The sequence below is a fragment of the Paenarthrobacter sp. RAF54_2 genome, assembly GCF_052113945.1.
Taxonomy (GTDB): domain Bacteria; phylum Actinomycetota; class Actinomycetes; order Actinomycetales; family Micrococcaceae; genus Arthrobacter.
Genome location: NZ_JBFRDV010000011.1, coordinates 70575 through 94285 on the forward strand (window position 1 = coordinate 70575; position 23711 = coordinate 94285).

The 23711-nt window shown below is 62.6% G+C and carries 22 protein-coding genes and 1 riboswitch; of the genes, 6 read left to right on the forward strand and 16 right to left on the reverse strand.

What is annotated here, in order from left to right:
- Positions 1 to 8 precede the first annotated feature (8 nt).
- The 3 genes from AB4Y87_RS12780 to AB4Y87_RS12790 are packed head-to-tail and all read left to right on the forward strand — an operon-like array spanning position 9 to position 2579.
- Complete coding sequence (locus tag AB4Y87_RS12780; protein WP_431118300.1) at positions 9 to 386, forward strand: VOC family protein; 378 nt, start codon at positions 9 to 11, stop codon at positions 384 to 386.
- Positions 387 to 431: 45 nt separating this feature from the next.
- Entirely contained in the window at positions 432 to 1136 is a 705-nt protein-coding gene (locus AB4Y87_RS12785) for an HAD-IA family hydrolase (RefSeq protein ID WP_442004714.1), read from the forward strand.
- A gap of 51 nt (positions 1137 to 1187) precedes the next feature.
- Entirely contained in the window at positions 1188 to 2579 is a 1392-nt protein-coding gene (locus AB4Y87_RS12790) for a pyridoxal phosphate-dependent decarboxylase family protein (protein WP_442004715.1), read from the forward strand.
- Positions 2580 to 2590: 11 nt separating this feature from the next.
- Here AB4Y87_RS12790 and AB4Y87_RS12795 read toward each other — a convergent pair whose 3' ends face one another.
- The 4 genes from AB4Y87_RS12795 to AB4Y87_RS12810 all read right to left on the reverse strand — a co-directional run bounded on the left by AB4Y87_RS12795 (position 2591) and on the right by AB4Y87_RS12810 (position 6897).
- Positions 2591 to 3349, reverse strand: a complete 759-nt coding sequence (locus tag AB4Y87_RS12795) for a MerR family transcriptional regulator (protein ID WP_442004716.1) — start codon at positions 3347 to 3349, stop codon at positions 2591 to 2593.
- Positions 3350 to 3534: 185 nt separating this feature from the next.
- Positions 3535 to 4362, reverse strand: coding sequence for a hypothetical protein (locus AB4Y87_RS12800; protein ID WP_442004717.1), 828 nt, complete (start codon positions 4360 to 4362; stop codon positions 3535 to 3537).
- 5 nt (positions 4363 to 4367) lie between these two features.
- Positions 4368 to 4525: riboswitch (cyclic di-AMP (ydaO/yuaA leader) on the reverse strand.
- Between the two features lie 134 nt (positions 4526 to 4659).
- On the reverse strand, positions 4660 to 6153 hold the full coding sequence (locus tag AB4Y87_RS12805) for a sensor histidine kinase (RefSeq protein ID WP_442004718.1): 1494 nt from the start codon (positions 6151 to 6153) through the stop codon (positions 4660 to 4662).
- A gap of 3 nt (positions 6154 to 6156) precedes the next feature.
- Complete coding sequence (locus tag AB4Y87_RS12810; protein WP_431118309.1) at positions 6157 to 6897, reverse strand: response regulator transcription factor; 741 nt, start codon at positions 6895 to 6897, stop codon at positions 6157 to 6159.
- Between the two features lie 668 nt (positions 6898 to 7565).
- Here AB4Y87_RS12810 and AB4Y87_RS12815 point away from each other — a divergent pair.
- Both AB4Y87_RS12815 and AB4Y87_RS12820 read left to right on the forward strand, forming a co-directional pair.
- The gene (locus AB4Y87_RS12815) at positions 7566 to 8432 is read left to right on the forward strand and encodes a winged helix-turn-helix domain-containing protein (RefSeq protein WP_442004719.1); all 867 of its coding nucleotides are present in this window, start codon (positions 7566 to 7568) and stop codon (positions 8430 to 8432) included.
- Positions 8433 to 8793: 361 nt separating this feature from the next.
- Positions 8794 to 9318 carry a SixA phosphatase family protein gene (locus AB4Y87_RS12820; protein WP_442004720.1) on the forward strand — a complete coding sequence of 175 codons (525 nt, stop codon included), beginning with the start codon at positions 8794 to 8796 and terminating at the stop codon, positions 9316 to 9318.
- A 31-nt stretch (positions 9319 to 9349) separates the two neighbouring features.
- Here the strand turns inward: AB4Y87_RS12820 and AB4Y87_RS12825 are convergent, their stop codons facing one another.
- Positions 9350 to 10270, reverse strand: a complete 921-nt coding sequence (locus AB4Y87_RS12825; RefSeq protein ID WP_442004721.1) for a LysR family transcriptional regulator — start codon at positions 10268 to 10270, stop codon at positions 9350 to 9352.
- 73 nt (positions 10271 to 10343) lie between these two features.
- Between AB4Y87_RS12825 and AB4Y87_RS12830 the strand changes: the two genes are divergently transcribed.
- On the forward strand, positions 10344 to 11255 hold the full coding sequence (locus AB4Y87_RS12830) for an EamA family transporter (RefSeq protein ID WP_442004796.1): 912 nt from the start codon (positions 10344 to 10346) through the stop codon (positions 11253 to 11255).
- Between the two features lie 50 nt (positions 11256 to 11305).
- Here AB4Y87_RS12830 and AB4Y87_RS12835 read toward each other — a convergent pair whose 3' ends face one another.
- The 11 genes from AB4Y87_RS12835 to AB4Y87_RS12885 form a co-directional block, all read right to left on the reverse strand.
- Positions 11306 to 11917 (reverse strand): hypothetical protein, encoded by a 612-nt coding sequence (locus AB4Y87_RS12835; RefSeq protein ID WP_442004722.1) that lies wholly within the window; start codon positions 11915 to 11917, stop codon positions 11306 to 11308.
- A 96-nt stretch (positions 11918 to 12013) separates the two neighbouring features.
- A complete protein-coding gene (locus AB4Y87_RS12840) occupies positions 12014 to 12664 on the reverse strand; it encodes a TetR/AcrR family transcriptional regulator (RefSeq protein WP_442004723.1) in 651 nt (216 codons plus the stop codon).
- Positions 12661 to 14697, reverse strand: coding sequence for a YhgE/Pip family protein (locus AB4Y87_RS12845; RefSeq protein WP_442004724.1), 2037 nt, complete (start codon positions 14695 to 14697; stop codon positions 12661 to 12663). The genes AB4Y87_RS12840 and AB4Y87_RS12845 overlap by 4 nt, the downstream gene beginning before the upstream one ends.
- Positions 14694 to 15467, reverse strand: coding sequence for an ABC transporter ATP-binding protein (locus AB4Y87_RS12850; protein ID WP_442004725.1), 774 nt, complete (start codon positions 15465 to 15467; stop codon positions 14694 to 14696). The genes AB4Y87_RS12845 and AB4Y87_RS12850 overlap by 4 nt, the downstream gene beginning before the upstream one ends.
- Before the next feature lie 68 nt (positions 15468 to 15535).
- Positions 15536 to 16993, reverse strand: a complete 1458-nt coding sequence (locus AB4Y87_RS12855; RefSeq protein WP_442004726.1) for a dihydrolipoyl dehydrogenase family protein — start codon at positions 16991 to 16993, stop codon at positions 15536 to 15538.
- A gap of 94 nt (positions 16994 to 17087) precedes the next feature.
- A complete protein-coding gene (locus tag AB4Y87_RS12860; RefSeq protein ID WP_442004727.1) occupies positions 17088 to 17774 on the reverse strand; it encodes an N-acetylmannosamine-6-phosphate 2-epimerase in 687 nt (228 codons plus the stop codon).
- A 14-nt stretch (positions 17775 to 17788) separates the two neighbouring features.
- Entirely contained in the window at positions 17789 to 18769 is a 981-nt protein-coding gene (locus tag AB4Y87_RS12865; protein ID WP_442004797.1) for an ROK family protein, read from the reverse strand.
- Positions 18770 to 18788: 19 nt separating this feature from the next.
- A complete protein-coding gene (locus AB4Y87_RS12870) occupies positions 18789 to 19706 on the reverse strand; it encodes a dihydrodipicolinate synthase family protein (protein WP_442004728.1) in 918 nt (305 codons plus the stop codon).
- A 35-nt stretch (positions 19707 to 19741) separates the two neighbouring features.
- Complete coding sequence (locus tag AB4Y87_RS12875; RefSeq protein WP_442004729.1) at positions 19742 to 20548, reverse strand: ABC transporter ATP-binding protein; 807 nt, start codon at positions 20546 to 20548, stop codon at positions 19742 to 19744.
- The gene (locus AB4Y87_RS12880) at positions 20545 to 22656 is read right to left on the reverse strand and encodes a dipeptide/oligopeptide/nickel ABC transporter permease/ATP-binding protein (RefSeq protein WP_442004730.1); all 2112 of its coding nucleotides are present in this window, start codon (positions 22654 to 22656) and stop codon (positions 20545 to 20547) included. Before AB4Y87_RS12880 ends, AB4Y87_RS12875 begins: the two co-directional genes overlap by 4 nt.
- A gap of 3 nt (positions 22657 to 22659) precedes the next feature.
- Positions 22660 to 23616: an ABC transporter permease gene (locus tag AB4Y87_RS12885; protein ID WP_442004731.1), complete on the reverse strand. Its 957-nt coding sequence runs from the start codon at positions 23614 to 23616 to the stop codon at positions 22660 to 22662.
- Positions 23617 to 23711: the final 95 nt, after the last annotated feature.

A 23711-nucleotide genomic window follows, 5' to 3' on the forward strand; every position in this document is an offset into this window, starting at 1 on the left:
TGTGGCGCATGGACTGGAAACTTGAACTGGTGTTTGTCCCTGTGTCCGACGTGGATCGCGCGAAGGATTTCTACGTCAACAAAGTTGGTTTCAATGCCGATTTCGATGAGCGTCCCATGGACGGCATCCGCTTTGTGCAGTTGACGCCGCCGGGATCGGCTTGTTCCATCGCGATCGGGGAGGGCCTCAGCGATGCTCCTCCCGGGACAGCGCCATCCCTTCAAATAGTGGTGAGCGACATCAATAAAGCCCACGAACAGCTCAAGGCCAATGGCGTCGAGGTCAGTGATATCGACGTTCAGGACTGGGGACACTTCGTCCATTTTGCGGACCCCGACGGCAATAAGTGGGCTGTGCAGTACATTCCGCACCGGCCCAACGGCTAAGTCACAGTTAGCCGCAACCCCTGCATGGTGCGGCAGGATGGATGCATGAGCCATCCTGCCGAGCCAACCTCGCCTTCCGCACACGCCGAGCGATCGTCTACCCTGACGGTTCGTGCTGTCCTGTTCGACATGGACGGAACACTGGTTGATTCCACGGCGATCGTCGAGCAAGTATGGCTGGAGTTCGCCGAACGATACGGCCTCGACTACAACGAAATCCTGCGGACGTCACACGGGGTGCAAGCGGGCGATACTGTGCGCCGTTATGCTCCGGCAGGAGCTGATCTTGAAGCTTTGACGGCCGAGCTGGGCGAGATGGAACGCACCAGGACCGACGGCGTGATTGCCCTTCCTGGCGCAGAAGCCCTGCTTGCATCATTGCCGGACGACGCCATCGCGCTTGTCACGTCCGCGGACCGCATCCTTGCCGACATCCGGATGAAGGCTGCCGGACTTTCCATGCCATCGACTGCCGTCACCGCCGAAGGCGTTACGCGGGGCAAGCCGCACCCGGAGGGGTATCTCAAAGCCGCAGCGTTGCTGGGCGCGGAACCGGCCGACGTCGTGGTTTTTGAGGACGCTCCGGCAGGTATCGCCGCAGCCCGCGCCGCCGGGATGCGAACCGTGGTGGTGGGCGACGCCGGAGGCGAGCTTGAGCCGGGCATGTGGCGGATCCCGGACTACTCAGCCGTGATGGTCACAGCAGTGAAAGACGACGACGGCGGTCACCTCATCACCTTCACGCTCTAGCACTGTTCGCCTTCGCTGTTCCAGCCGGTGAACCGGGAGTAGGCTGTGCGCATGTCTGCGTTGCCGGAGGCGTACGGTGCTGCACTGGAGCGGGCCATGGCGCACGCTACGGATTGGCTTGCGTCAGTGCCCAGCCGTTCAGTCCGGCCCACGTCCGACGCCGACCAAGTCGCCGCGAGCCTTCTTTCGAGCCTTCCCGACGAAGCGACGGACGCGGCTGAGGTAGTAGACGAGCTCGCCGCATTGGCGGAGCCCGGGTTGATGGCCATCCAGTCCGGACGCTTCTACGGCTGGGTCATGGGCGGGACGTTGCCCGCTGCCATGGCCGCAGACTGGCTTGTTTCGGCATGGGACCAAAACGCCGGACTCAGATTTGCAACTCCCGCTGCCGCTGCCATCGAAGAGTCCTCAGCAGCTTGGCTCCTGGAACTATTGGATCTTCCGCGAGGGTCCGACGTCGGGTTCACCACTGGCGCTACAACGGCCAACTTCGCGGGCCTGGCCGCCGGGCGCCAATACCTGATGGACGAGGCAGGATGGGACCTGGCGGACCTGGGCCTGACCGGCGCGCCGCTCATCACAACGTTTGCCGGCCGGGAACGGCACGCCGCCGTGGATCTCGCCCTGCGGTATCTGGGGCTGGGAGCGTGCGTGCCCGTGGACACGGACGATCAAGGCAGGATCCTGCCGGAAGCCCTTGCCGACGCCATGGACCAGCAACCCGGGCCTTCCCTCGTGTGCCTGCAGGCCGGCAACCTGCATTCCGGTGCGTTCGATCCGATGTCCGAAGCCATCGCAGTAGCCCATGACCGCGAGGCCTGGGTGCATGTGGATGGCGCCTTTGGGTTGTGGGCGGCGGTCAGCCCAAACCTGCGCGGGCGGCTGGCCGGAGTAGAGGCGGCCGATTCGTGGGCCACCGATGCCCACAAAACATTGAATGTCCCCTACGACTGTGGCTTGGCCATCGTGTCCCGGCCGGAAGCCCTAAGACGCGCCTTCAGCGTCCACACGAGTTACCTCATTGCAACGGAGACAGGACTGGGCGATCCGTTCGACAAAGTTCCGGAACTATCCCGTAGGGCCCGCGGCATCCCGGTGTGGGCAGCCCTGCGACAGTTGGGCCGGTCCGGTGTCATTGCCATGGTGGACAGGCTTGCAGCAAACGCCCGCGCGCTGGCGGAGGGCCTCGCGGAGATCCCGGGTGTGGAAATTCTGAATGACGTCGTTTTCACGCAAGTGTCGGTCGCCTTCGGCAGTGACGACCGCACACACCGCATCACTCAGCGGCTCATGGCCGAAGGGATTGTATGGATGTCGGGTTCCTCATGGCGAGGACGCGACATCCTCCGGATTTCGGTGAGCAACTGGTCCACGGACGCAGGCGACGTCGCTGCCTCCATCGCAGCCGTTCGAGGTGCGGCAGAGGCCGAACCGGAAGCATAGCGGCCGTCCGGTTACAAGGCCGAGCGCGCCTTTTCCAGGTATGCCATCAGCCCGGCCAACTGCTCAGCGCTCCAAGGCAGGCCGGCGCTAATTGCTTGGGTGTTTTCCTGCCAAGCCGCACGCGCTGCGGCCTTGGTGTCCTCACTGGAGTGGAACATGGAACCTATGCCGTCCCATGAGCGCACCCATTCCTGGACGGAGGGGTCCGCGACGGGCCTGTTGGCTTCCACGTGCGCCAGTCCTTCTTCCACAAGGGCGGCCCACTGCTGCTTGGCGGCTTCGACTTTTTCTGCGCCAAGTTCTTCCCGCTTGTCCGCGAGTTGCTGGCGTTGTTCGGCTGTGAAGTTGTTTTCGAGCACGGTAATCATCTCCAACGTTGACATGAATTGTTCAGGGGTGGGCATGGCGTGTTCGTCCATTCGTGACAACAGCTCTCCCAAACGGTTTTGGAGCGCTTGGAGTTGCTGGGCATGCTCCTGCACATGGACCAGCTGCTGTTGGAGGAGGTCTCGAAGGGACTCCAGATCATCCTCGGGTGCTTGCAGCGCCTTGCCGATGGCCGCGAGCGGAAGCCCCAGCATCTGAAGCGATCTGATCCGGTATAGCCGGCGCAGGTCGCTCTCCGAATATCGGCGATGACCGGATGATGTCCTTTGGCTTGCGGACAGCAGCCCGATCTCGTCGTAGTGGTGGAGCGTCCGCACGCTGACGCCACATGCTGTGGCCAGTTCACCGATGCTCCACGGTCCGGTTCCTGTTGTTCCCGTCATGGGCACAACGCTAAGTCCTGACGTTACGTGAGGTGCAAGCCGTCGTCACCTGAAACGCGAAAACCGCCCCGTTCCCGCTGTCAGCTGCAGTAATCACTGCTGCGAACGGCGGAAATCGGGGCGGTAATCAGGCCCTGCACGTTTGAGCCCGCTGGGGTGGGCTCAAACCTGCTTATTGAGTTGGCTTAGTACCAGTTGTTGGCCAAGTGGAAGGCGAGGGCGGCCGAGGGGGAGCCGTAGCGTTCCTTGATGTAGTTCAGGCCCCACTTGATCTGGGTTTGGTAGTTGGTCTCCCAGTCGGCGCCGGCAGTTGCCATCTTGGAAGCCGGCAGAGACTGCACGATTCCGTAGGCGCCACTGGACGCGTTGGTCGCGGTGGTTCGCCAGTTGGATTCCTTCTCCCACAGTGTGTTCAGGGCAGTCATTTCACCCGGACCCCAGCCGTAGCTGGCGAGGATGCTGGCGGCGTACGCCTTGGCAGCAGCGGGATCGTCCACGGCCTTGGGAACAGCTGCTGCGGCTGCGGCTGCAGCAGCGGCGGCATCGGCAGCCTGCTTGGCGGCTGCATCAGCGGCAGCCTTTTCGGCGGCGGCTTGTGCGGCTGCTGCCTGGTCGGCGGCGGCTTTTTCGGCCGCAGCCTTCTCAGCGGCAGCCTTCTCGGCAGCGGCCTGTGCAGCTGCTGCCTGATCTGCAGCGGCCCTATCGGCGGTGCCCTTCTTGGCAGCAGCATCCAGGGACGCAGAGATTTCCGCTGATTTGTTGCTGACCTGGGCCGTGGCTTGCGTCTCGGACGCCTGGCTCGTTTCCGGGAGGTTGAATGCGGCGTTTGCGGCCTGGCCGAGCGATGCGACGCCCAATGCTGCGGCAACGACTCCTGCAACAACGGACATGCGCTGACCGGTCTTGCCGCGGCGGGCAGCGGTCTTCAGAACAGACTGCGATTTGGTCAGGGGAGCGTTGTGTTCGTCACGGTGACGCGCGGAAGGGCGCGTCTGATCGTTGAATTCAGACATGTGTGATTACCTCTCAGCGCCTGCGGAGTTAGCTGTCGGGTTCGGATGAGGTCATCCGGCCGCGCGCGTAGCTGCGGCTTCACCCCAAGGGCAAGGAAAGTACTGTGCCCGGAGACTCTGGGTCCCCCGTCTCTGCCTCGAATGAGAACGGAACTCCGGGAAGTGGCAGAGCTCGGCGCATCCCGGGTGTGGGCCAACTATGGGCGACCCACCCTTTCGAAGGTACAGGAGGTTTCGGCTTAAGTCACATTTGGGTAACAGAGATCACGGTCACGGCGCGTCATGTTGCCTGATTCGTTATACGTGGTCGTTCGAAACTGAGGGGAGTCTCAGAATAAACTCGGTGCACCCCGGCTTGGACGTTACTGCCACGCTTCCGCCGTGCGCCTGGACGATTGATTCGACGATTGACAAGCCCAATCCGGAGGTTCCTTCAGAGCCTGATCTCGCGGCGTCAGCGCGGGCAAAACGCGAGAACACATGGCCCTGGAATTCAGGCGGAATGCCAGCCCCGTTGTCAGTGACCGTGACCACCGCGGTACCGTCCGCGGAGAGCATGACGCCAGTGACCACTGTGGTGCCTGGATCGGTGTGCTTGCGGGCGTTGGACAGCAGATTGGCCAGCACCTGATGCAGCTGGGTTGCGTCCCCGCGTACCGTGATGGGCTCGTCGGGGAGTTGGAGCTTCCAGATGTGATCCGGTGCCATCACCTTTTCGTCGCTGACGGTCTCGATCACCAACTGGGTAAGATCCACATCCGTGACCTTCAATGGCTGGCCTTCGTCCAACCGCGCCAACAGCAACAGGTCCTCCACAAGGGTGGTCATGCGTTCGGACTGGCTCTGGACGCGTGCCAGGGACTTCCGGCCGTCGTCCGTGAAGTTCTCCGTCATGCGGAGTAATTCGGTATATCCCCGAATGGCGGTCAGCGGCGTCCGCAGTTCGTGGGAGGCATCCGCAACGAACTGCCGGACCTTGGTTTCGCTCTCCTGACGGGCTTCCAGGGCCCTGGCAACGTTGTTGAGCATTTGGTTCAAAGCGTGGCCAACGCTGCCCACTTCCGTTCCAGGATGGGAGGCCGACGGCGGTACGCGCACAGCGAGTGCCACTTCACCGGCGTCGAGGGGAAGGCGCGATACTTTGGTTGCAACCTCCGATAGTTGCTCCAGCGGCCGCATGGTCCGGCGAATGATGACGGTACCGGCAAGGCCGATCAGCACCAGACCCCCAAAGGAAACAAACACCATGGTCCATACCAGCGAGGCCTCGGCATTTTGCTTATCAGCCAACGGCAGGCCCGTCACAATCACGTCGCCGTAGGTGGTGTCTACTCCCACCAGCCGGTAGTCGCCGTTGGACAATGAACGGTCCACAGGCCGGTTGTCACGGGGGAGTGAGAGCAGGACCTGCTTGTCTTCTGCCGAAAGTGCGACGCGGCGGCCATTCGAATTTAACAGGCCGGAGTTAATGACAGTGGAACCATCAATCCTCGCGTTGAGGGTACCGGCACCTTGGCCGCGGGCCTCCAGCGGATCCGGCCGCCCGCTTGAGGGAAAGTTCGACGGCGGCCTGCCGAAGTCATTCGCGCGGCTTGACGCCTGCTCCAACTGCTTATCGAGTTGCTTGTTGAAGTACATGTCCATGGAGGCGTAACTCACCACTCCGACTGCCCCGCAAATCGCCACCAGCAAGGCCATGGCCACCAGGACCAATCGCGTGCGCAGATGCCAGGTGGTGGGATTGAGCCAGTTCCGCTGGGTCTTGCGGGTTACTCCTGAAAGGGTGGACAAGATTCAGTCCGCAGGCTTGATGACGTAGCCGGCGCCACGAATGGTGTGGATCATTGGCGGGTGGTTGGCTTCGATTTTCTTGCGCAGGTAGGAAATGTAGAGCTCCACGATGTTGGCCTGCCCGCCGAAGTCATAGTCCCAGACGCGGTCCAGGATCTGCGCCTTGCTGACCACGCGCTTGGGGTTCTCCATAAGGTAACGAAGCAGCTCGAACTGCGTTGCCGTGAGCTGGATGTCTTCGCCGGCGCGCGAGACTTCCCGTGTATCCACGTTCAGCGTGAGATCACCCACCACCAGTTCCGCCGTGTCCATGGCGGCAACGCCCGAACGTTGGACGAGCCTGTGCAGGCGAAGGAGGACTTCCTCCATGCTGAAGGGCTTGGTGACGTAGTCGTCCCCGCCGGCGGCAAGACCTACGATGCGGTCCTGGACAGCGTCCTTGGCCGTGAGAAAGAGCGCGGGCACTTCCGGCGCGAAGGTACGGATCCGGTTGAGGACCTCGACGCCGTCGAATCCTGGAAGCATCACGTCCAGCACCAGCACGTCAGGGCGGAAGTCCTTGGCAAGCTTCACGGCTTCTGGTCCGTCGGCTGCTACCGCGACGGACCAGCCTGCCATGCGAAGGCCCATGCTCATGAGCTCGGAGAGGCTGGGTTCGTCGTCCACCACCAGGGCCCGGATAGGAGAGCCGTCCGGGTGGGAAAGCTGGGGAAGGTTGTTCGTCATGGAGTGCGGGGATGCCATGGGACAACTCTCCATTCTTCTGGTTTGGCGAAGCTTTGCCGAGCCTGTGAGGACGCTGTGAGGTCAACACTAGCGACGTGGGAGTTCGGTGGAAGGCGTTGCGGGGCATGGCCGTCCCATGCGCGCCCTTTCTACGGCTTGTAGCAGATTTTGAGGGAAAAATTCGAGACGAGAGTGGCTTGCGATTGGACAGCAAGTGTTTCAGATCTTGAGATTCCGTCGTCTTGCGCCTGCCGGGAATCAGGAAGGGCATCATGCACCATTGGCCGAAGAAAATTCACCATAAGCCGAATATTTCTTATCGGAACCGAATGAAATGACGTTCATTTTCCGTAGTGAAAGAATTGTGATCTGCAGCACAATAGACCCTCTTGTCTCAAAATGTGGACGGTTCGGCGCTTTGTTACTTGCGTGTTGCCATTGTTACGTTGCACACTTCCAATGTGAACAAGAACTCAACAGCACCTGCAGCCGCAGCAATCTGGTCCAGCTCACCCGCTGGCGACGAGACCCGCTGTTGTCGAATGCAAGCCTAACTTTCCACCCCAAAGAAGTTTCAGGCATTCGCCCCCTAGCCCAGCGTTGGGCGCCCTTCCCCAAACTCATTGCGGGGACAACCAGCATTCGAAGCCGCGATGACGGCTATTCACTTTTGAGGTAATCACTCCATGTCAGTTGCATCCGGTTACGTCCACATCTCCGTCCGAAACGCCAACAAGGCCGCTTCAAACGCAGGGCTCCGCCCCGGCTTCGGCAACCGTCCCGGCTACGCCCCCGCCCCCCAGGGCAACGGCCAGCAGGCTCCCGGCTACGTGCCACAGGGGTACAACCCCAACTCCTACGGCCAGTTGCGGGCAGTTCCCACCAACGAGCCAGCACCCATGACGGCGCCTACCCCCGTCATTGCGCAGTCTGACCGCCTCCGCCCCGTCGCCAACGACAACGTGGCACGCGGTTTCGTGCTCTACATGGGCATCGACGAAGAGACAGCAGCAGCGGCAGGAACCTCCATCGCTAAGCTCGCCCAGGAAATCCGGGCCTACGCACAGTCCTTGGTCACCGGCGCTGAGAGCTACGCTGCAGTCGCCGTCGCACCGGCCGGGGCGCCCGGGTCCGCACTCGATGTCGTACGTTCCACTTTCGGTGACCCCACAGTCGCCGCCCGCCAGCGCACCGAGGCTGCCCGCCCGGCACCGCAGCAGGAAGCCCGCCCCTCCGGCGTGCTGATCGACCTCGCCCGCCGCGAAGTCCACCTCGACGGCGAGTCCCTGAACCTGACGTTCAAGGAATTCGAGCTCCTCAACTACCTCGTCGAAAACGGCACCCGCACGGTGGGCCGCGACGAACTGCTTGAGGGCCTGTGGCGCAACGCCGAGGAAGTACCGAACGAGCGCACCATCGACGTCCACATCCGCCGCCTCCGTTCCAAGCTGGGTCGCCTCGCCAACACGGTGCGCACCGTACGTGGCCAGGGCTACCGCTTCTACGAGCACCCCGAAGTTATCGTTTGGGCCGCTCCGGAATACTCGATCTAAGTAGCTGCTGCAGCCGAAAGCGCCTGTCCTGTAAGGGCGGGCGCTTTCGCTTTCGCGGGACGATCCTGCCAGGTCGCGGGCGCTTTCGCTTTCGCGGGACGATCCTGCCAGGTCGCGGGCCCTTTCGCTTTCGCGGGACGATCCCTTTGCGCCTGCGCTCGTGCCTCACGCAACAACGGCGCTTTCGGGATGCCCCGCTACGCTACAGCGCCCGCTGCAAGATGCCCCGCTACGCTACCGCGCCCTCACCAAAATGGCCCGCTGCGCTACAGCGACCGCACCGCCCCGGAGCGTCCGTCTGGCCGCTACCTGAGTATTGGCCTCCGCGGCGGATGGGCGTTTGCGGCTATAGGGTTGGTTTATGAGTGACCATCACATCAGGCGCCTGGTGATTATGCGGCATGCCAAAGCGGATTGGCCCATGGGGGTGCCGGACCATGAGCGTCCACTGGAGGAACGCGGACACCGTGAGGCTCCGCTGGCTGGTAGGTGGCTGCTCAAGCATGGCGTAGTTCCAGACTTCATTCTGTGCTCGTCTGCGGTGAGGACCCGCCAAACCTGCACGTGGGTGTGCGATGAGCTGGGGGACAAAGCCCCGACGCCCAAGCTCGAAGACGGTTTGTACGCCGCTTCAGCGAATCGAATGTTGACCGTGATCAATCACGTCCCGGACACCGTCACCACCTTGATGGTGATCTCGCACATGCCCGGCGTCCAGGATCTGGCCATGCACCTCGCATCGCGCGACTCGGACCATGACGCGTACATGGACGCTGCCAGCCGGTACCCAACCAGCGCTTTGACTGTCCTGGAGACTGAGAAGTCATGGGCGGAACTGGATGGGCAGGACGCCCGTCTGACGCACTTTAAGGTGCCCCGCAAGTAACAGCGCCGTCGTTTGGCCCCGTACGGATGGTTTAACCCCGTACTGGCAGTTCGTGCTCGGGCGCTATTTCGCGGAGAAGCCTGACGGCGTGCCGGATATTGGGGCTGGCGGTCATGGTCTTTCGATACACGATTCCCACTGCCCGCTGCTGAATGGGATTAACGACCGGCACGGCAACTACGCCAGGCGGCAGGGGTGGCCGGCCGAGTCGCGGCACGAGTGCTACTGCCACGGCCTGCTCCACCATGGCGATGTGGGTGGAGAAATCGGGATCGTACACACGGATATCGGGGACGCGCCCAAGCCCGGCAAAGATCTGCAGCAAGGCTTCGTTGCAGATGGCGCCAGCCGGCGTACTGACCCAAATTTCATCCAGCAGGTCTTCACGCTCGACGACGGTCCGTCCAGCGAGTGCGTGGGTGCTGTTAACCAGGACGTCGGCCTGGTCCAGGCAAAGGTCCTCGTGCACCAGGTTTTCCGGAATGACCAGCGGCACGGAGTTCCAATTGTGCACCACGGCCAGATCGGCTTCGCCTGAGGCCACTCGTTGGACGGCCTCACGTGGGTCCTCGGCCAGCACGCTGATTTCAAGCTCAGAATCGGTGGTCCCGATGCGTCCGAGCATTGGCCCCACCAAGCCACGGCAGGCAGTGGAGAATGCTACGAGCCGCAGCAGACCCGAGGGCTTCGCGGGATCGGCGAGGAGCGTTGCCTGCAGTTCCTCGAGCTCGTCCATGATTCGCCGCCCGTAGCCAGCGAGGGCAAGGCCCCGTTCGGTAAGGAGTACGCCGCGGCCGTTACGTTCCAGGACGGCAACTCCCGTTTGCTTCTCCAGCTTCTTGATCTGCTGGGAAACCGCTGAGGGACTGTAGCCCATTACATCGGAGGCGGCCACTACCGATCCGTGCTGTTCCACAGCTACAAGAGCACGCAAGGCTGAAATGTCGATCATGAAGTAAATCTACGTGGTTTCGTCCTGAATTCAACGCTGGTGCTTAAACCATTCCAATGCCAGAGTGATTCTTGTGAACCTTCGCCACTCCGCCCTCGCCGTCCTCGTCGCTGTCCTCTGGGGCGTGAACTTTGTTGCCATAGACCTGGGCCTCCACGCCAACGGTCGTGATGTCCCGCCGCTGCTTTTCGTCGCCTTCCGCTTCCTGCTCGTCGTGTTCCCGTTCATTCTGTTCATCCGCAAACCGGACGTGAGCTGGAAGGCGATCATCGGCGTCGGGCTTTTCATGAGTGCCGGTCAGTTCGGGTTGCTGTACCTGGGCATGGCGCTGGGTATGCCGGCGGGCCTGGCTTCCCTCGTCCTGCAGGCGCAGGTGCTGTTCACAGTGCTGATCGCGGCGCGGTTCCTAGGCGAGAGGCCCAGCCGCAGGCAGATGCTCGGGGTTGTGCTCGGCCTTGCGGGCCTGGGCGTGGTTGCCGTGGGGCGCAGCGCCATTGCTGCGATCTTGCCTCTCATGATTGTGCTGGCCGCTGCGTTGTCCTGGGCGATCGGAAACGTGGTGGCGCGGCACTCGAAAGCGGCGTCGGGCCTTGGCCTCGTGGTCTGGTCCGGGGCCGTGGTGCCGCTCCCTTTGGCGGGATTGTCACTTGTGGTGGACGGCCCGGACACCGTATGGGCGACCATCACTGACCTCCAAATGCCCACTATCCTGAGCGCCATCTACACGGCGGTTTTCGCCTCCCTTATTGGGTACGGCATCTGGAACCGGCTGTTGACGCTCTACCCTAGTTCCGACGTCGTGCCGTTCACGCTGCTGGTTCCAGTGGTTGGCATGACGGCTGCCTGGCTGGTCCTGAATGAAATCCCCACGGCGCCCGAAATTATGGGAGGGCTGATCCTGCTCGTCGGAGTCGCGACTGCCGTGCTCGGTGCCTCGCGAAAACGTCCGGAAACTCCCGTTGTGAGGCCCGCTTTGCGCGTCTAATCCCTCGGGAATCACGCAGAGTAGGCCCCGCAACGCAGGGTTTGGGGGCGTTAGCGCTTGGAGGCGGGTTTGCGTTGAGACGAAACGCCCGACGTCGGACGCTTGGCTGCCGCTGCAGGGGTGCGGGGTGTTGTGGGACGCTTCGCCGGAGAGGCTTTGGTGGCGCTCGAAGGACGTACCGTCGATGTAGTTGGGCGTTTGGCGGGCGCTGCCGGACGAGAGACGGCGGTTCGTTTAGTTTGCGCTGGGGTTCTTTTGGCCACCGGCGTGGGTTGCCTGGAACCAAAGGACGGCCAGACCGCTCCGAGGAAGAGCACAGCCAGGGTCCCCACCCCAGCCACTGCGGCGAGGTAGAAGTAGATGTCTGAATCCTCGGTGCTTACGGCACTCCCCATGGCGTTGGCGTCCTGGTTGAACGCGAGGCCCCACATGCGCAGGAATGCAATGCTGAAGCCGATGAACAGGCTGGTGCCGGCAGCGCCCAGGAGAACCACGAGATATCGCCGGCGGTTGAAGACCTGCACTATCGATGCCAAATAGCAGGTCAGCACCGCTCCCAGGAACAGGTACAGGACGAGTTCTTCGAGGACCACGGCTGCGAGCACCAAAAGCCCGAGGGACATAAAAGCGGCTACCACCGCAAGCTTTCCGCTGTTCCCCATGTGACGCATGAGTCTAATCATCGCCGACCAGCGGGCCACGCCACGCCGTCGTAGATTGCAGTTGGATCACGCCGCTGCCGATTGCGGCAAAGGGACCTACTTGATGACGTAACCGTGCATGATGGTCATGACGGCGGCCACACTCTGTTCGCGGGTGCGTTCCGGGTTGTAGGTTTGCCGGTCGAGTCCCACCACGAAAATGGCTCCAAAAATGGCCGCTTCCAGGCTCCCGCGGGCGATGGACTCGTCCACCTTGTATCCGGAAGCCACACGTTCCACCGCAGAGCCGATGACCGCGAGGAGTTCTGCCCGGAGTTCGGCGAACACAGCACTCCACTCGCCCGGCGTCCGCCAGTTTTCGCTTACCCACAGACGCGCGAAGGATGGATATTCGTCCATGAATTCCATGGCTTGGCCCACCATGTTCTTCATGGATTCCAGGGGATCGCTGGCTTGGCCTTCGATTGCCTGGAGGCGTACCAGCATAATGTCCACGCCGTGCCGCAGCAGCTGCGCGATCAGGTCCGATTTACTGCCGAAGTTATAGTAAACCGTACCCTTGGACACGCCGGCCGCGGCCGCGATCTCATCCACAGTGACACCTGCAGCGCCACGTTCGCCGATCAGCTCCATGGACGCTTCGAAGAGGCGCTGTTTGGTGGCGTTGGTGCGCCCGGGGCGTAACTTCTTCTCCGCGTTTCCTGCCGCGGCCCCCAGCTCTGAAGGGGCCGGCTCTGTGGTGCTCATACTGCGATCTCCGGCTTCAGCGTCTTGAGGGTCCACATCTTGTGTTTGCGGACAGCGAGAGTGGACAGTGCCGCTCCCAGCAAAGTGTATCCAAGCAGGCCCAGGACTGTTGGCCAGATCATGCTGAGTTCCCCGCCGTAGATCAGGTGCCGCATTCCCGTGACCACGTAGCCCATGGGCAGGACCTCGTGCACCACGTGAAGTGGCATGGGGGTGGTCTGCCAAGGGAAAGTACCGCCCGAGGACACCAGCTGCAGGACCAGCAGGATCAGCACCACGAACTTGCCCGGGGTTCCCATGAGCGCCACGATGCCCTGGATGATCGCGCTGAACGCCATCACGGCGGCAAGCATGAACAACCACATGCCTACGGGGTGGGCGGCGTTCAAGCCGAGGCCCAAATTCACCACGAGGGTCAGGATGGTGGCCTGCAGCACCGAGACAACGAAGAATGGAAGCCAGCCACCCACCGCGATTTTCCAAGCGGATGCGTTGGATGCCAGCGCGCGCTGGGTGATGGGGCGCATGGCCTGCACCAGCATGAACACACCGATCCACAAGGCCAGCGTCAGGAAGAAGGGTGCCAGGCCGGCGCCATAAGAACCTGCCTTCGCCTGCGATACGTTGTCCACGGCGACGGGATCGGCGATCACTTTGGAAACACTGCTCTTCTGTTCATCGTTCGGGTTGGGGATTTCTCCGGCACCCTTGGCGAGTTCTGTGGCCAGTGTGTGTGAGCCATCGGAGGCCTTCACCGCGCCAGAGGCAAGCTGTCCGGCGCCGTCGTTGAGTTGATGGGCGCCGTCGTCGAGCTTTATGGCGCCATCCAGTGCGCTCTGCTGGCCGGCGGCCAGCGCAGACGCCCCGGTTTTCAACTGTCCGGCTCCGGCCGCTGCCTGCGAAATTGCGTCTGTCAACGTTGGTGTAGCCGCAGCAAGCTTCGATGCGCCGGCGCTCACGGCAGCTGAACCATCCGAGAGCTGCTGGATCTTGGCGGCGTCGCCCGCGATCTTGGCCTTGGCGTCGGTAACCGGGCCGGAGGTTGCAGTGGAGTCGAAATCGGCCAGGACCTTGTCAGCCTGCTCCTGGGTGAGCACGCCAGCACTCACCAGCCGCGCAGTGGACTCGACAACGCGATTGCGAAGGCCTTTGTCTGCGGCATCAAGCTGCCCGACGACGTCCTGGACTTTTGCATTCAGCTCGGCGTTCCCGGCGGCTACTTGCGCTGCGCCGTCGGCGAGTTTCTTCGAATCGGCAGGCAGGGTGGAGGTCTTGCTCTTCAGTTCGTTCAGTCCTGAACTTAACTGGCTGGCGCCTGTGTTCAGCTGGACGACTCCGTCTCGCAGTTTCGTTTGTCCCGCCACGAGCTGGTCTGCTCCGGTCACCAATTGGGTGGTGCCATCATGCAAGGTTGCTGCGCCGTCGCTGAGCTGGCCCACGCCCGTGGCGAGCTGGGATGCTCCGTCCGCTGCCTTCACGATGGAGGCGTGGATGGTGCCGAAGCCGGTGAGGAGTTGGTTTGCTGTTTCCTCGCCCACCTCCTTGGCCACCGTTGAGTGCACGGCTGTGGTGAGCTTGTCCACGATGGTGCTCAGGAGGTAGTTGTTGGCGTCGTTGGTGGTGACATGGAGCATTGCCTGGTTGGCGGCGTCGAAACTGCCGGGGGAGACCAGGTTGGCGGAGAAGTCCTTGGGGATGCGCAGCGCGAAGGCGTATTCACCTGAACGGACGCCGGCATCCGCCGCTTCCGCGCTGGAAACCTGCTTCCAATTGAAGACGTGGCCGTCCACCAAGCTGTCGGAAACCTTCTTGCCGGCCTGCAGCTCGGTGCCATCCTTCGAGGTTGCCCCGGTGTCCTCTACTACCAAGGCGGCGTCGATCTGGTTGAGGTTGCCGTAAGGATCCCAGTTGGCATAGAGGTACACCGCACCGTAGAGCAGCGGCACCATGGTCAGGGCCAGAATGGTCAGCTTGGGCAGGAGCCCGCCGGTCATGCGCTTGAGTTCGGAGCGGGCGAGCCGCAGAACAGTCACTTTGCAGTCCTTTGGAGGTCTTGGAATTCAGGTTCGGATGCTTCGTCTTGAATCTCGGCGGCGGGGATTGGGGTCGTTGTCGACTGCACGTTCGTTGACTTTGCCGGCTGGGCGGACACTTCAACGGTTTCCGGTTCCGGCGGGTGCGCGACTGAGTTGCCAATCACCGCAGCAGGGCCAGTCCAGTTGTCCGGGAGGGCACCGACGACGGCGACGACGGCGAGGGGCCGCCCGGCGTCGGACGCCAGTGCCTCAAGTCGGGGCAGCCATGCCGCGGGATCGGCGCTGTGGCGATCGGGGGAGTCGACCACGAGGAGGTCCGTTGCCGGATCTGCCAAAGCGAGGGCAGTCAGGAGCTCGAGCCGGCGGCTGGCGGAAAGCTGTTCAACCCAGAGGCCGGCGATGTCCTCAAAGCTGTTGATCTTCAGCCACGGCTTGCTCAGCAGGGCGCCACGATAGCGGCGGGGGATGAGGGCGAGGTCCTCTGTGACGAGGTCGCGGACACTCAGATGCTGTTCAGGCTCATTGACGCCGGGCGAGTCCACCAAGGCGCTCGCCAGCCGGATCTTCCTGGTCTTGCTGTTGTTGTCCCAACTGAGGACGCCGTTGCTGGGCTTCATGCGGCCACTGAGTGCCAAGGCCAAGGCGGTCCGCTGATCCTGGCCTTCGCCAGCCACGAGCAAGAGTTCGCCACGACGGGCCTGGAGTGACGTTGCCGGAAGGAGATCGTCCCGGCGGCCGTTGATCTGGAGTTGCTGTACGGACAGCACAATGAGCCTTTCGCAGAAATGGTGTCTGCTGAAAGTCTAACTGAACTGACTGGTCAGTTCAAATAGGATCAGAGGCCGTACTTCTCCAAAAGACGCAGCCACACCTCGCTGATGGTGGGATAGGACGGTACCGCGTGCCACAACCTGTCCAAGGGGACTTCTCCGACGATCGCAATGGTGGCCGAGTGGAGCAGTTCAGCCACCCCGGGCCCGACGAACGTGGCACCCAGAATGACTTTGCGGTCCTCATCCACCACGATCTGCGCCCAACCTTTGTAGTCTGGGGAATAGAGCTGGGATCCGGAGACATTGATGGGCAACTCCACTCCCGTGACGTGCTTTCCCTGGAGCAGGGCCTGTTCAAGGCTCGGGCCCACCGAGGCAACCTCCGGGTCCGTGAAGACCACGCTTGGAATGGCGTGCTCATTGGCCGTATGCGCCCAGGCGCTCCAAGGTTTCGGGGCGCCGGAGAGTTTACCGTTTGCCCTTGCGACGATTGCATCACCGGTTGCCCGGGCTTCATACTTTCCCTGGTGCGTGAGCAAGACTTTGCCTGCGGCATCGCCTGCCGCGTACAACCACAGTCCGCTGGTACCATCGCTTGCCGGACCGTCCACCAGCCCACTGGCGTCCGTAGTGAGCCGGAGCGGTTTCCCGTTCTGCGGTTCAACGCCCACATTTTCCAAGCCCAAATTGGCCAACGCTGGATGCCTGCCGGAGGCGACCAGGAGTTTGTCAGCCGTGACGGCCCCGCCGTTGAACGTGACTGCCACCGAGCCGTCGTCGTTCTTTTCCACTTTGTCCACATCAGTGTGGAGATGGACTGTTACCCCATCGGCGCGCAGCCCGGCCAGGACCAGGTCGGCCGCCTCTTCGGAGTAGCTGCTCAGAAGTCGACCACGAGCAATGAGTGTCACCACCGAACCAAGTCGGGCAAAAGCCTGGGCCAATTCGACGCCGGCCACTCCGCCTCCGAGCACCGCAAATCGCTGGGGGATGACTTTTGCGGCAGTGGCGCCCCGGGTGGTCCAGAAGGGTACATCCTTGAGGCCCTCGATATCTGGGATGGTAGGGGTTGAGCCTGTGGCCACAACTACGGCATGGTGCGCTTTGAGCGCATAGCTGTTGCCGTCGAGCCCGTCCACCTGGACCTCTCGCGGTCCTGTGATGCGCCCCCGCCCACGGATCAGCTCGACGCCGGCACTATCCAGCCACTCGACCTGGCTCCCGTCCTGCCAATTGTTCGTAAACCAGTCCCGGTGTTTCAGGGCCGACTCTGCGTCAATAACTCCCGTGACCGCTTCCGAAGCCCCGGGAATTCCTTGCGCCGCGTGGAGAACACTCCCCGGCCGAAGGAGGGCTTTGGAAGGAATGCATGCCCAGTACGAGCATTCGCCGCCCACCAATTCGCTTTCCACAATCACTGCGGTCAGTCCGCCACGAACCACCCTGTCCGCCACGTTTTCCCCGACGGCGCCCGCGCCGATCACAATTACGTCGAATTCACGGGAGCTCTCGGCATTCATGGGAGAAGCCTACAACTGCTACCTCTGCGTTGTGAGGCCCGGGCGGCGTGGGTCCTGGTGTGGCTTTGGGGCCCACAGCGGGCCTAAGTCAGGGCTACGCGTGCATCGCGCCCTTGAACCAGCCCGTAATCGTGGCTGGGTGTGTGATCGCGGTCCCGACAACAACGGCAAACGCCCCGGCATCCAGTGCTTGGCGGGCCTGGTCCGGGGTATGGATGCGACCTTCGGCGATGAGGGGCTTGCCCACATCGGCAGAGGCGATCTGCTCCAGCAGCTCCAGGTCCGGGCCAGGAGTCTTCGGGCGCTCGCCGGTGTAGCCGGAAAGGGTGGTGCCGATCAGGTCTGCGCCGGCTTCAACGGCTGCCACGGCGTCATCGAAGGAACCGCAGTCCGCCATGACCAAGGCGTGGGACTCGGCGTGGATGCCAGCAACGGTGGCTGCCAGCGACAAGCCATCGGGGCGATCCCGGCGCGTTCCGTCAATCGCCACAACATGCGCGCCTGCGTCCGCCACGGCAAGCGCGTGCCGGAGCGTGGGGGTGATGAAGACGCCATCGTGACCGTCCTTCCAGAGGCCGACGACGGGAACTTCGACGGCGGCACGAGTGAACTGTACGTCGGCCAACCCTTGGACTCGGATCGCCGCAGCACCGCCGATGACTGCTGATGCCGCCACCTGTCCCGTAGTTCGCGGATCACGCATCGGCTCGCCCGGGTAGGCCTGGCAGGAGACGATCAGCTGGGAACGGAGGGCTTCGAGGCCTTCGAGGGTCAGGATCATGTTGTCTCTTTCTTCTAAAGGACGAGTTTCGCGGCACCAACGATGGCCGCGGTGTTGCCAAGGGTTGCCCTGACCACGGGGACCTCGGCAAGGGGCACCAGTAGCTCTTGGCGGAGGGCGGCTTCCATGGGCTCCCACCAGAGCCCGCCGGCGTCCGCCAGACCACCGGAAATGACTACGGTTTCAGGGTCAAGAACGTTGATGAGTCCGCCCACGGCTTGACCTGCCGCGGCCGCGCCGTGACCTATGGCATGCAAGGCGGCGACTCGGCTGACAGTGGCGGCAGCACCGCCGTCGGGCCCGTCATGGTCAGCACTTGAAGCCAGCACGAACACGCCACGCGTATCCGCCGCCTTGCGTGAAGAACCACCAAACCGCAGGTACGACTCGTAAATGGCGGGCCCGGAAGCCACGGCCTCGACGTGTCCGGCATGGCCGCATACACATGGCAGCGGAGCCCCATCAAATGTGGCGTAGGGCGAGGCAAAATGTCCAACATGACCGCCAACAAAGTGATGCCCCAGAACAGGAGCGCCATCCACCACGAAGCTGCCGCCAACGCCTGTCCCGAACGCCACCATCAGAGAAGTGGACGTTTCAGCTGCGGCACCAAGCCAAGCTTCTCCGAGAGCATGAGCGTGGACATCGTTGACGGCGCGCACCGAAGCAGCCGGAAGCGAAAGACGGGCAGCAATCCCGGTAACAAGCTCAGTCCCCGCCCAACCATGAATCGCATCCGTGGCAGACAAGACAGCCCCGGAAGAAGCGTCAATGACTCCGGCGGAGCCGATGCCGACGCCGGAAACTGAAACTCCGGCGTCGGCAGCACGCTCCACCAGGCCCGCGATCAGCGCAGCGGTGGCGTCGAGGATCGCTTCGCCACCGGCCCGGTTCAACGTCGGAATGGTCTCCGAGAAGAGCACTTCACCAAAGCCGGAAACAACCCCGGCGGCGGTTTTGGTGCCCCCAAGGTCAACGCCGATCACGTGGGTCATGGAAGCGGTCATGGAAAACCTAGACCAGCCCGTTCCGCTCCAGGATTTCGCGGACCAGCGCCGTCTCATCGGAGTTCAGGGACAGCATGGGCTCGCTCATCGTGTTGGACTCAATGACGCCCATGACCTGCAGCGCGGTCTTGAACGCTCCCAGCCCAGCGGCACCACCGGAGACACGGCCGTTGGGGGTGTAGACGATCTCGAAGACGTCGGTCAAACGATCCTGCTCCCGGGCGGCACCCGCCCAGTCGCCAGCTTGGGCGGCGTCGAACAGTCGGCGGTAGCCCGCCGGATCTACGTTGCCAAGGCCCGGCACAACACCCTGGGCGCCACCGAGGAGGGCGCCGTCCACCACAACTTCGTGACCGGTGAAGATGTCGAAGTTGGGAATGTCCTTGGCCGCCAGGAGCAGCTGGCGGAACGAAACGTCGTCGCCGGAGGAGTCCTTCACGCCGGCAATGACACCATCTCGGCCGAGGCGGAGCAAGAGGTCCGTTGGCAGTTTGAAGTGGGTTCGGACGGGGACGTCGTAAGCGAAGATCGGCTTCTCGACGGCTGCGTGGATGCTGCGGAAGTGAGTTTCGGTCTCCGCAGCGTTGCCAATGGCGTAGTACATGGAGGTCACCACGATCGCGTCAGCGCCCAGGTCCACCACTTTTCGGGCCTCCTCGATCACCCGGTTGGTGGTTTGCTCGTTGGCGCCGACGATCAGCGGGACCGCTCCGGCGTTGGCGTCGGCGATGGTGGAGACCACGAGTTCGCGCTCGGTGTTGGTCAGGTAGGGCACTTCGCCGGAGGATCCCAGGACGAAAAGTCCGGACACCCCGCCGTCGATCAGGTGCTTGGTGACGTTTTTCAGCGACGCAGTGTCGATGCTGCCGTCGGAGTGGCGGGGGGTGATGACCGGGGGAATGACGCCCTGGAACTGAGTGGACACAGAAATCTCCGTTGTTGGTGTTGGTGAGGGGAAAACTAGATGTGGAGCAGGCTCGGCGCCGCGCCCAGCAGCTTCTTGGTGTAATCGTTGCCGGGGTTGTCGAAGACCTGTGCGGCTGTGCCTTGCTCGACGATTTTGCCGAAGTACATGACGCAGATGCGGTCAGAGACGTAGCGGACGGTTTGGATGTCGTGAGAGATGAACACCATGCCCAGGTTCAGCTGGGTCTTCAGATCCGACAACAGGTTCAGGACCTGCGCCCGGACGGAAACGTCCAGGGCCGACGTCGGCTCATCCGCCACGATGATGTCCGGATCGAGCGCCAGTGCCCGGGCGATCGCCACACGCTGGCGCTGACCACCGGAAACCTGCGACGGGGTCACCTCGGCTGCCGACTGCGGCAAGCCAACCAGCGCCAACAGTTCCTTGACCTTGGCAGCGCGGCTTGCCGCGTTCCCGATGCCGTGGATCTGAAGGGGGTCGGTCAGGATGTCCTGGATGGTCATGCGCGGGTTGAGCGCCGTAGCCGGGTCCTGGAAGACCACGGAGACCGAGCGGCCAAACTGCTTGCGCATGGCAGCGTTGCGCTTGATGGCCGGCTTTCCGTGGAACAAAACCTTGCCTGACGTCGGCGGCTGAAGTCCCACAAGCACTGAAGCAAGCGTGGACTTGCCGCAGCCGGACTCACCAACGATGCCCACGGTTTCGCCGCGGCTGATGGTGAAGTCCACTCCGTCAACAGCTTTGACGATGTTGGGCCGGAACAATCCGCCGGTCCTGGCGTGGTGATAGACCTTGACGTCCTTGAGCTCGATGACCGGCTTGGAGCCTGATTCGCTCATTTTGCGTCCTCCTTCAAGTGGCTGGCCCAATAGTGATCCGCAGCGTCGCCATTGGGAGACGGGACGGTGGTGAGGACGAGCTTTTGGTTGGGGTCGGCGTCAGCCCTGAGTGAGCGGGCCGCGAAGCGGTCGCCCGAAGCAAAGTCGCGTGGTGAAGGGACTGTGCCGGGGATCTGGTGCAGCCGGACGGCGTCGGCCTCTATGGAGAGGACGGCACCCAACAAGCCACGGGTGTACTCGTGCTTGGGATTCTGCAGAAGCTCGGAAGCCTGTGCGGATTCCACCACTTGGCCGGCGTACATGACTGTGATGCGGTGAGCCAGGGAGGCCACCAAGGCGAGGTCGTGGCTGACGAATACCATGGCGAAGCCGAGTTGCTCCCGGAGTTCGTTGAGCAGATCCACCACCTGTTTTTGCACGGTGACATCCAGGGCAGTGGTGGGCTCATCGGCAACGACGATCTTCGGCGAGCGGGACAGGGCCATGGCAATCAGCACGCGCTGGCGCTGGCCACCGGAAAGCTCGTGCGGGTAGCTGGCGAGGGTCCTGACAGGGTCCAGTTTCACCATTTCCAGCAGCTCAGCAGGAGTCTTCCGACCGCCGCGTTTAGTGAGCTGCTCCAGCTGGTCCTTGATCTTCATGGACGGGTTCAGGGAGCTCAACGCGTCTTGGTAGACCATGGCGATCTGCTCACCGCGCAGGCCCTCATAGGCCTTGGGGTTGCTGTGCTGGGTCTTCGCGTCGAGGAGTTCCTTGCCATCAAACAGGATGGAACCGGTGACCTTGGCTGTCTTGGGCAGAAGGCCCATCACAGCGAGTGAGGTGATCGATTTACCGCAACCGGACTCGCCCACCAGGCCCATGGTTTCGCCTTCGCGGACCGTGAAGGAGACGTTGTCCACGATCGCGGTTTCGCCGAAGCGGCCCGGGAAACGGATGGACAGGTTCTTCACTTCAAGGACGTCGTGGGCTCCGGGGGAGACCTGGGGGAGGCGGTCCGTTCGCTTGGCTTCGATGGCTGCCAGTAATTCCAGTTCGCGGTCCAGCAGGAGGTGCGGGTTGGCGGCTGCAACGTTCACATCGGTGAGAAGAGCTGACTTGCCGAAGACTTCCGTGACGGTGCGATCGGAAGCCGGACGAACGCCGTCGAGCTCGTGTTCCTCAACCACCGACGGCTGAGCTACGGACGTTGCAACCTCGGTGTCCACGGCCAGAACTGCGGCAGAGCCGTCGTCGTCCTTGACCGCCGGGGCCCGACGCAACTTCGGGTTCACCATGGCGTCGGTGAGGCCCTCCGCGAGGATGTTCAGGGACAGGACGGTCAACAGAATTGTCAGGCCAGCGAACGTGGTGGCCCACCAGCCACCGGAAAGAACCAGATTGCGGCCGTAGGAGATCACGTTGCCCCACGAGGGGGCGGGATCCTGAACGCCGGCGCCCAGGAAGGAGAGCGAGGCCTCGAGGATGATGGCGTCGGCAACCATGACCGTGGCGAACACCAGCACCGGAGCGGCCGTGTTGCGGACGATGTGCTTGACCAGGATGTAGAACCGGCCAGCACCGATCACGCGTTCGGCACGGACGTAGTCTTCGCCGTATTGGGCCAGCACGTTGGCGCGGACCACTCGTGCAAGCTGCGGGGTATAGATGATGGCGATCGCGATGATGATGGTGGGAACCGAGTTGCCAAAGGCAGCCAACAATACGGCTGCAAGGGCGATACCCGGGAACGCCATGAGGATGTCCATGAGCCGCATGATGATCTCGTTCACGGACTTGCTGGACGTCGCCGCGAAGGAGCCCAGGAGAGCACCGGCGAGGATGGCTAGACCAACCGCGCCGAGGCCGATCAAAAGTGACGACTGTGCGCCGAAGAGCAGGCGCGAGAAAATGTCGCGGCCCAGGCGGTCAGTGCCGAAGAAGTGCTCGGCGCCCGGCGGCGTGGCCGGGATGAATGTCTCAAGGGGATCATGCGGAGCGATGACTGGCGCGAAGACGGCCGCGAAGACAATCAAGATGAGGAAGAGCAGGGCAATGCGGGAGCCCCAGGGCAGGGCCTTGAAACGGATGCCCGGTGCACTTAGCCGTTCTGCGAGCTTGCTGCGCATGAGCTATACCGTCCTGATTCGGGGGTTGATGAGCAGGTAGAGAAGGTCAACCACGATGTTCACCAGAACAAAGGTGACCGAGATGGTGAGCACCACGCCCTGGACCAGATTGACGTCCAGGTTGGTGATGCCATTGAGGATCAGCTGGCCCATGCCGGGCAGGGCGAAGATCATTTCAATCACGACGGCGCCACCCAGCAGATAGCCCACGCGGAGTCCCAGCACGGTCACAGGGGTGACGAGCGCGTTGCGGAGAACATTCTTGGAAACCACTTCGCGGTAGGGGACACCGTTGCCGATGGCTGTACGGACGTAGTCGCGGTCAAGCTCTTCCACCATCGAGGTCCGGACCACGCGGATCAGCGATGCCGATACCGGGATGCCCAGTGCCAGGGCCGGGAGGGCCATCGAGTTCAGCCAACCGCCAAAGCCGGATTCCGGCGTCGCAATTCCGCCTGAGGGAAACATCGGGCTGGCGCCGAGTGCGAACCACTGGATGAGCAAGATGCCCAGCCAGAACGACGGCGTGGCGATAGCGGCGATTGAGAAGACCCGGATCAACTGGTCCTGCCACTTGTCGCGGTAGAGGGCACCGAGGATTCCGAAAGCCAGGGACAGAACAATTGCGATAATGACGCCCAGAAAGGTCAGCTGGAGCGTCAGGGGGAACGCAGAGCCGATCATGGATGCCACTGACTTTGCGGGCGGGGTTGTGACACCGAGATCGAACTGCAGCAGCTTCCCCAGGAAACGGAAGTATTGCAGGATCAGGGCATCGTTCAGACCATTTTCCTGGCGGTACTGCTGCTTGGCTTCTTCGCTGGCACCGTCACCGAGGGCGGAGCTGGCTTGGTCGCCGGGGGCGGCCTGCAGGACGAGGAAGACGAGCAACGTAATGCCCAGGATCATCAATGGCAATGCTGCAAGCCTGCGGCCAAGCAGACGCAATATGGTGACCAATTTGTTCTCCGGTTGGTTGGGGGTGCTGCTGGTTGTGGGGCCTGCTCTGCGCGCTACTTTGGGGATTTAGGCCGCAAAGCAGGCCTCGCAACTCA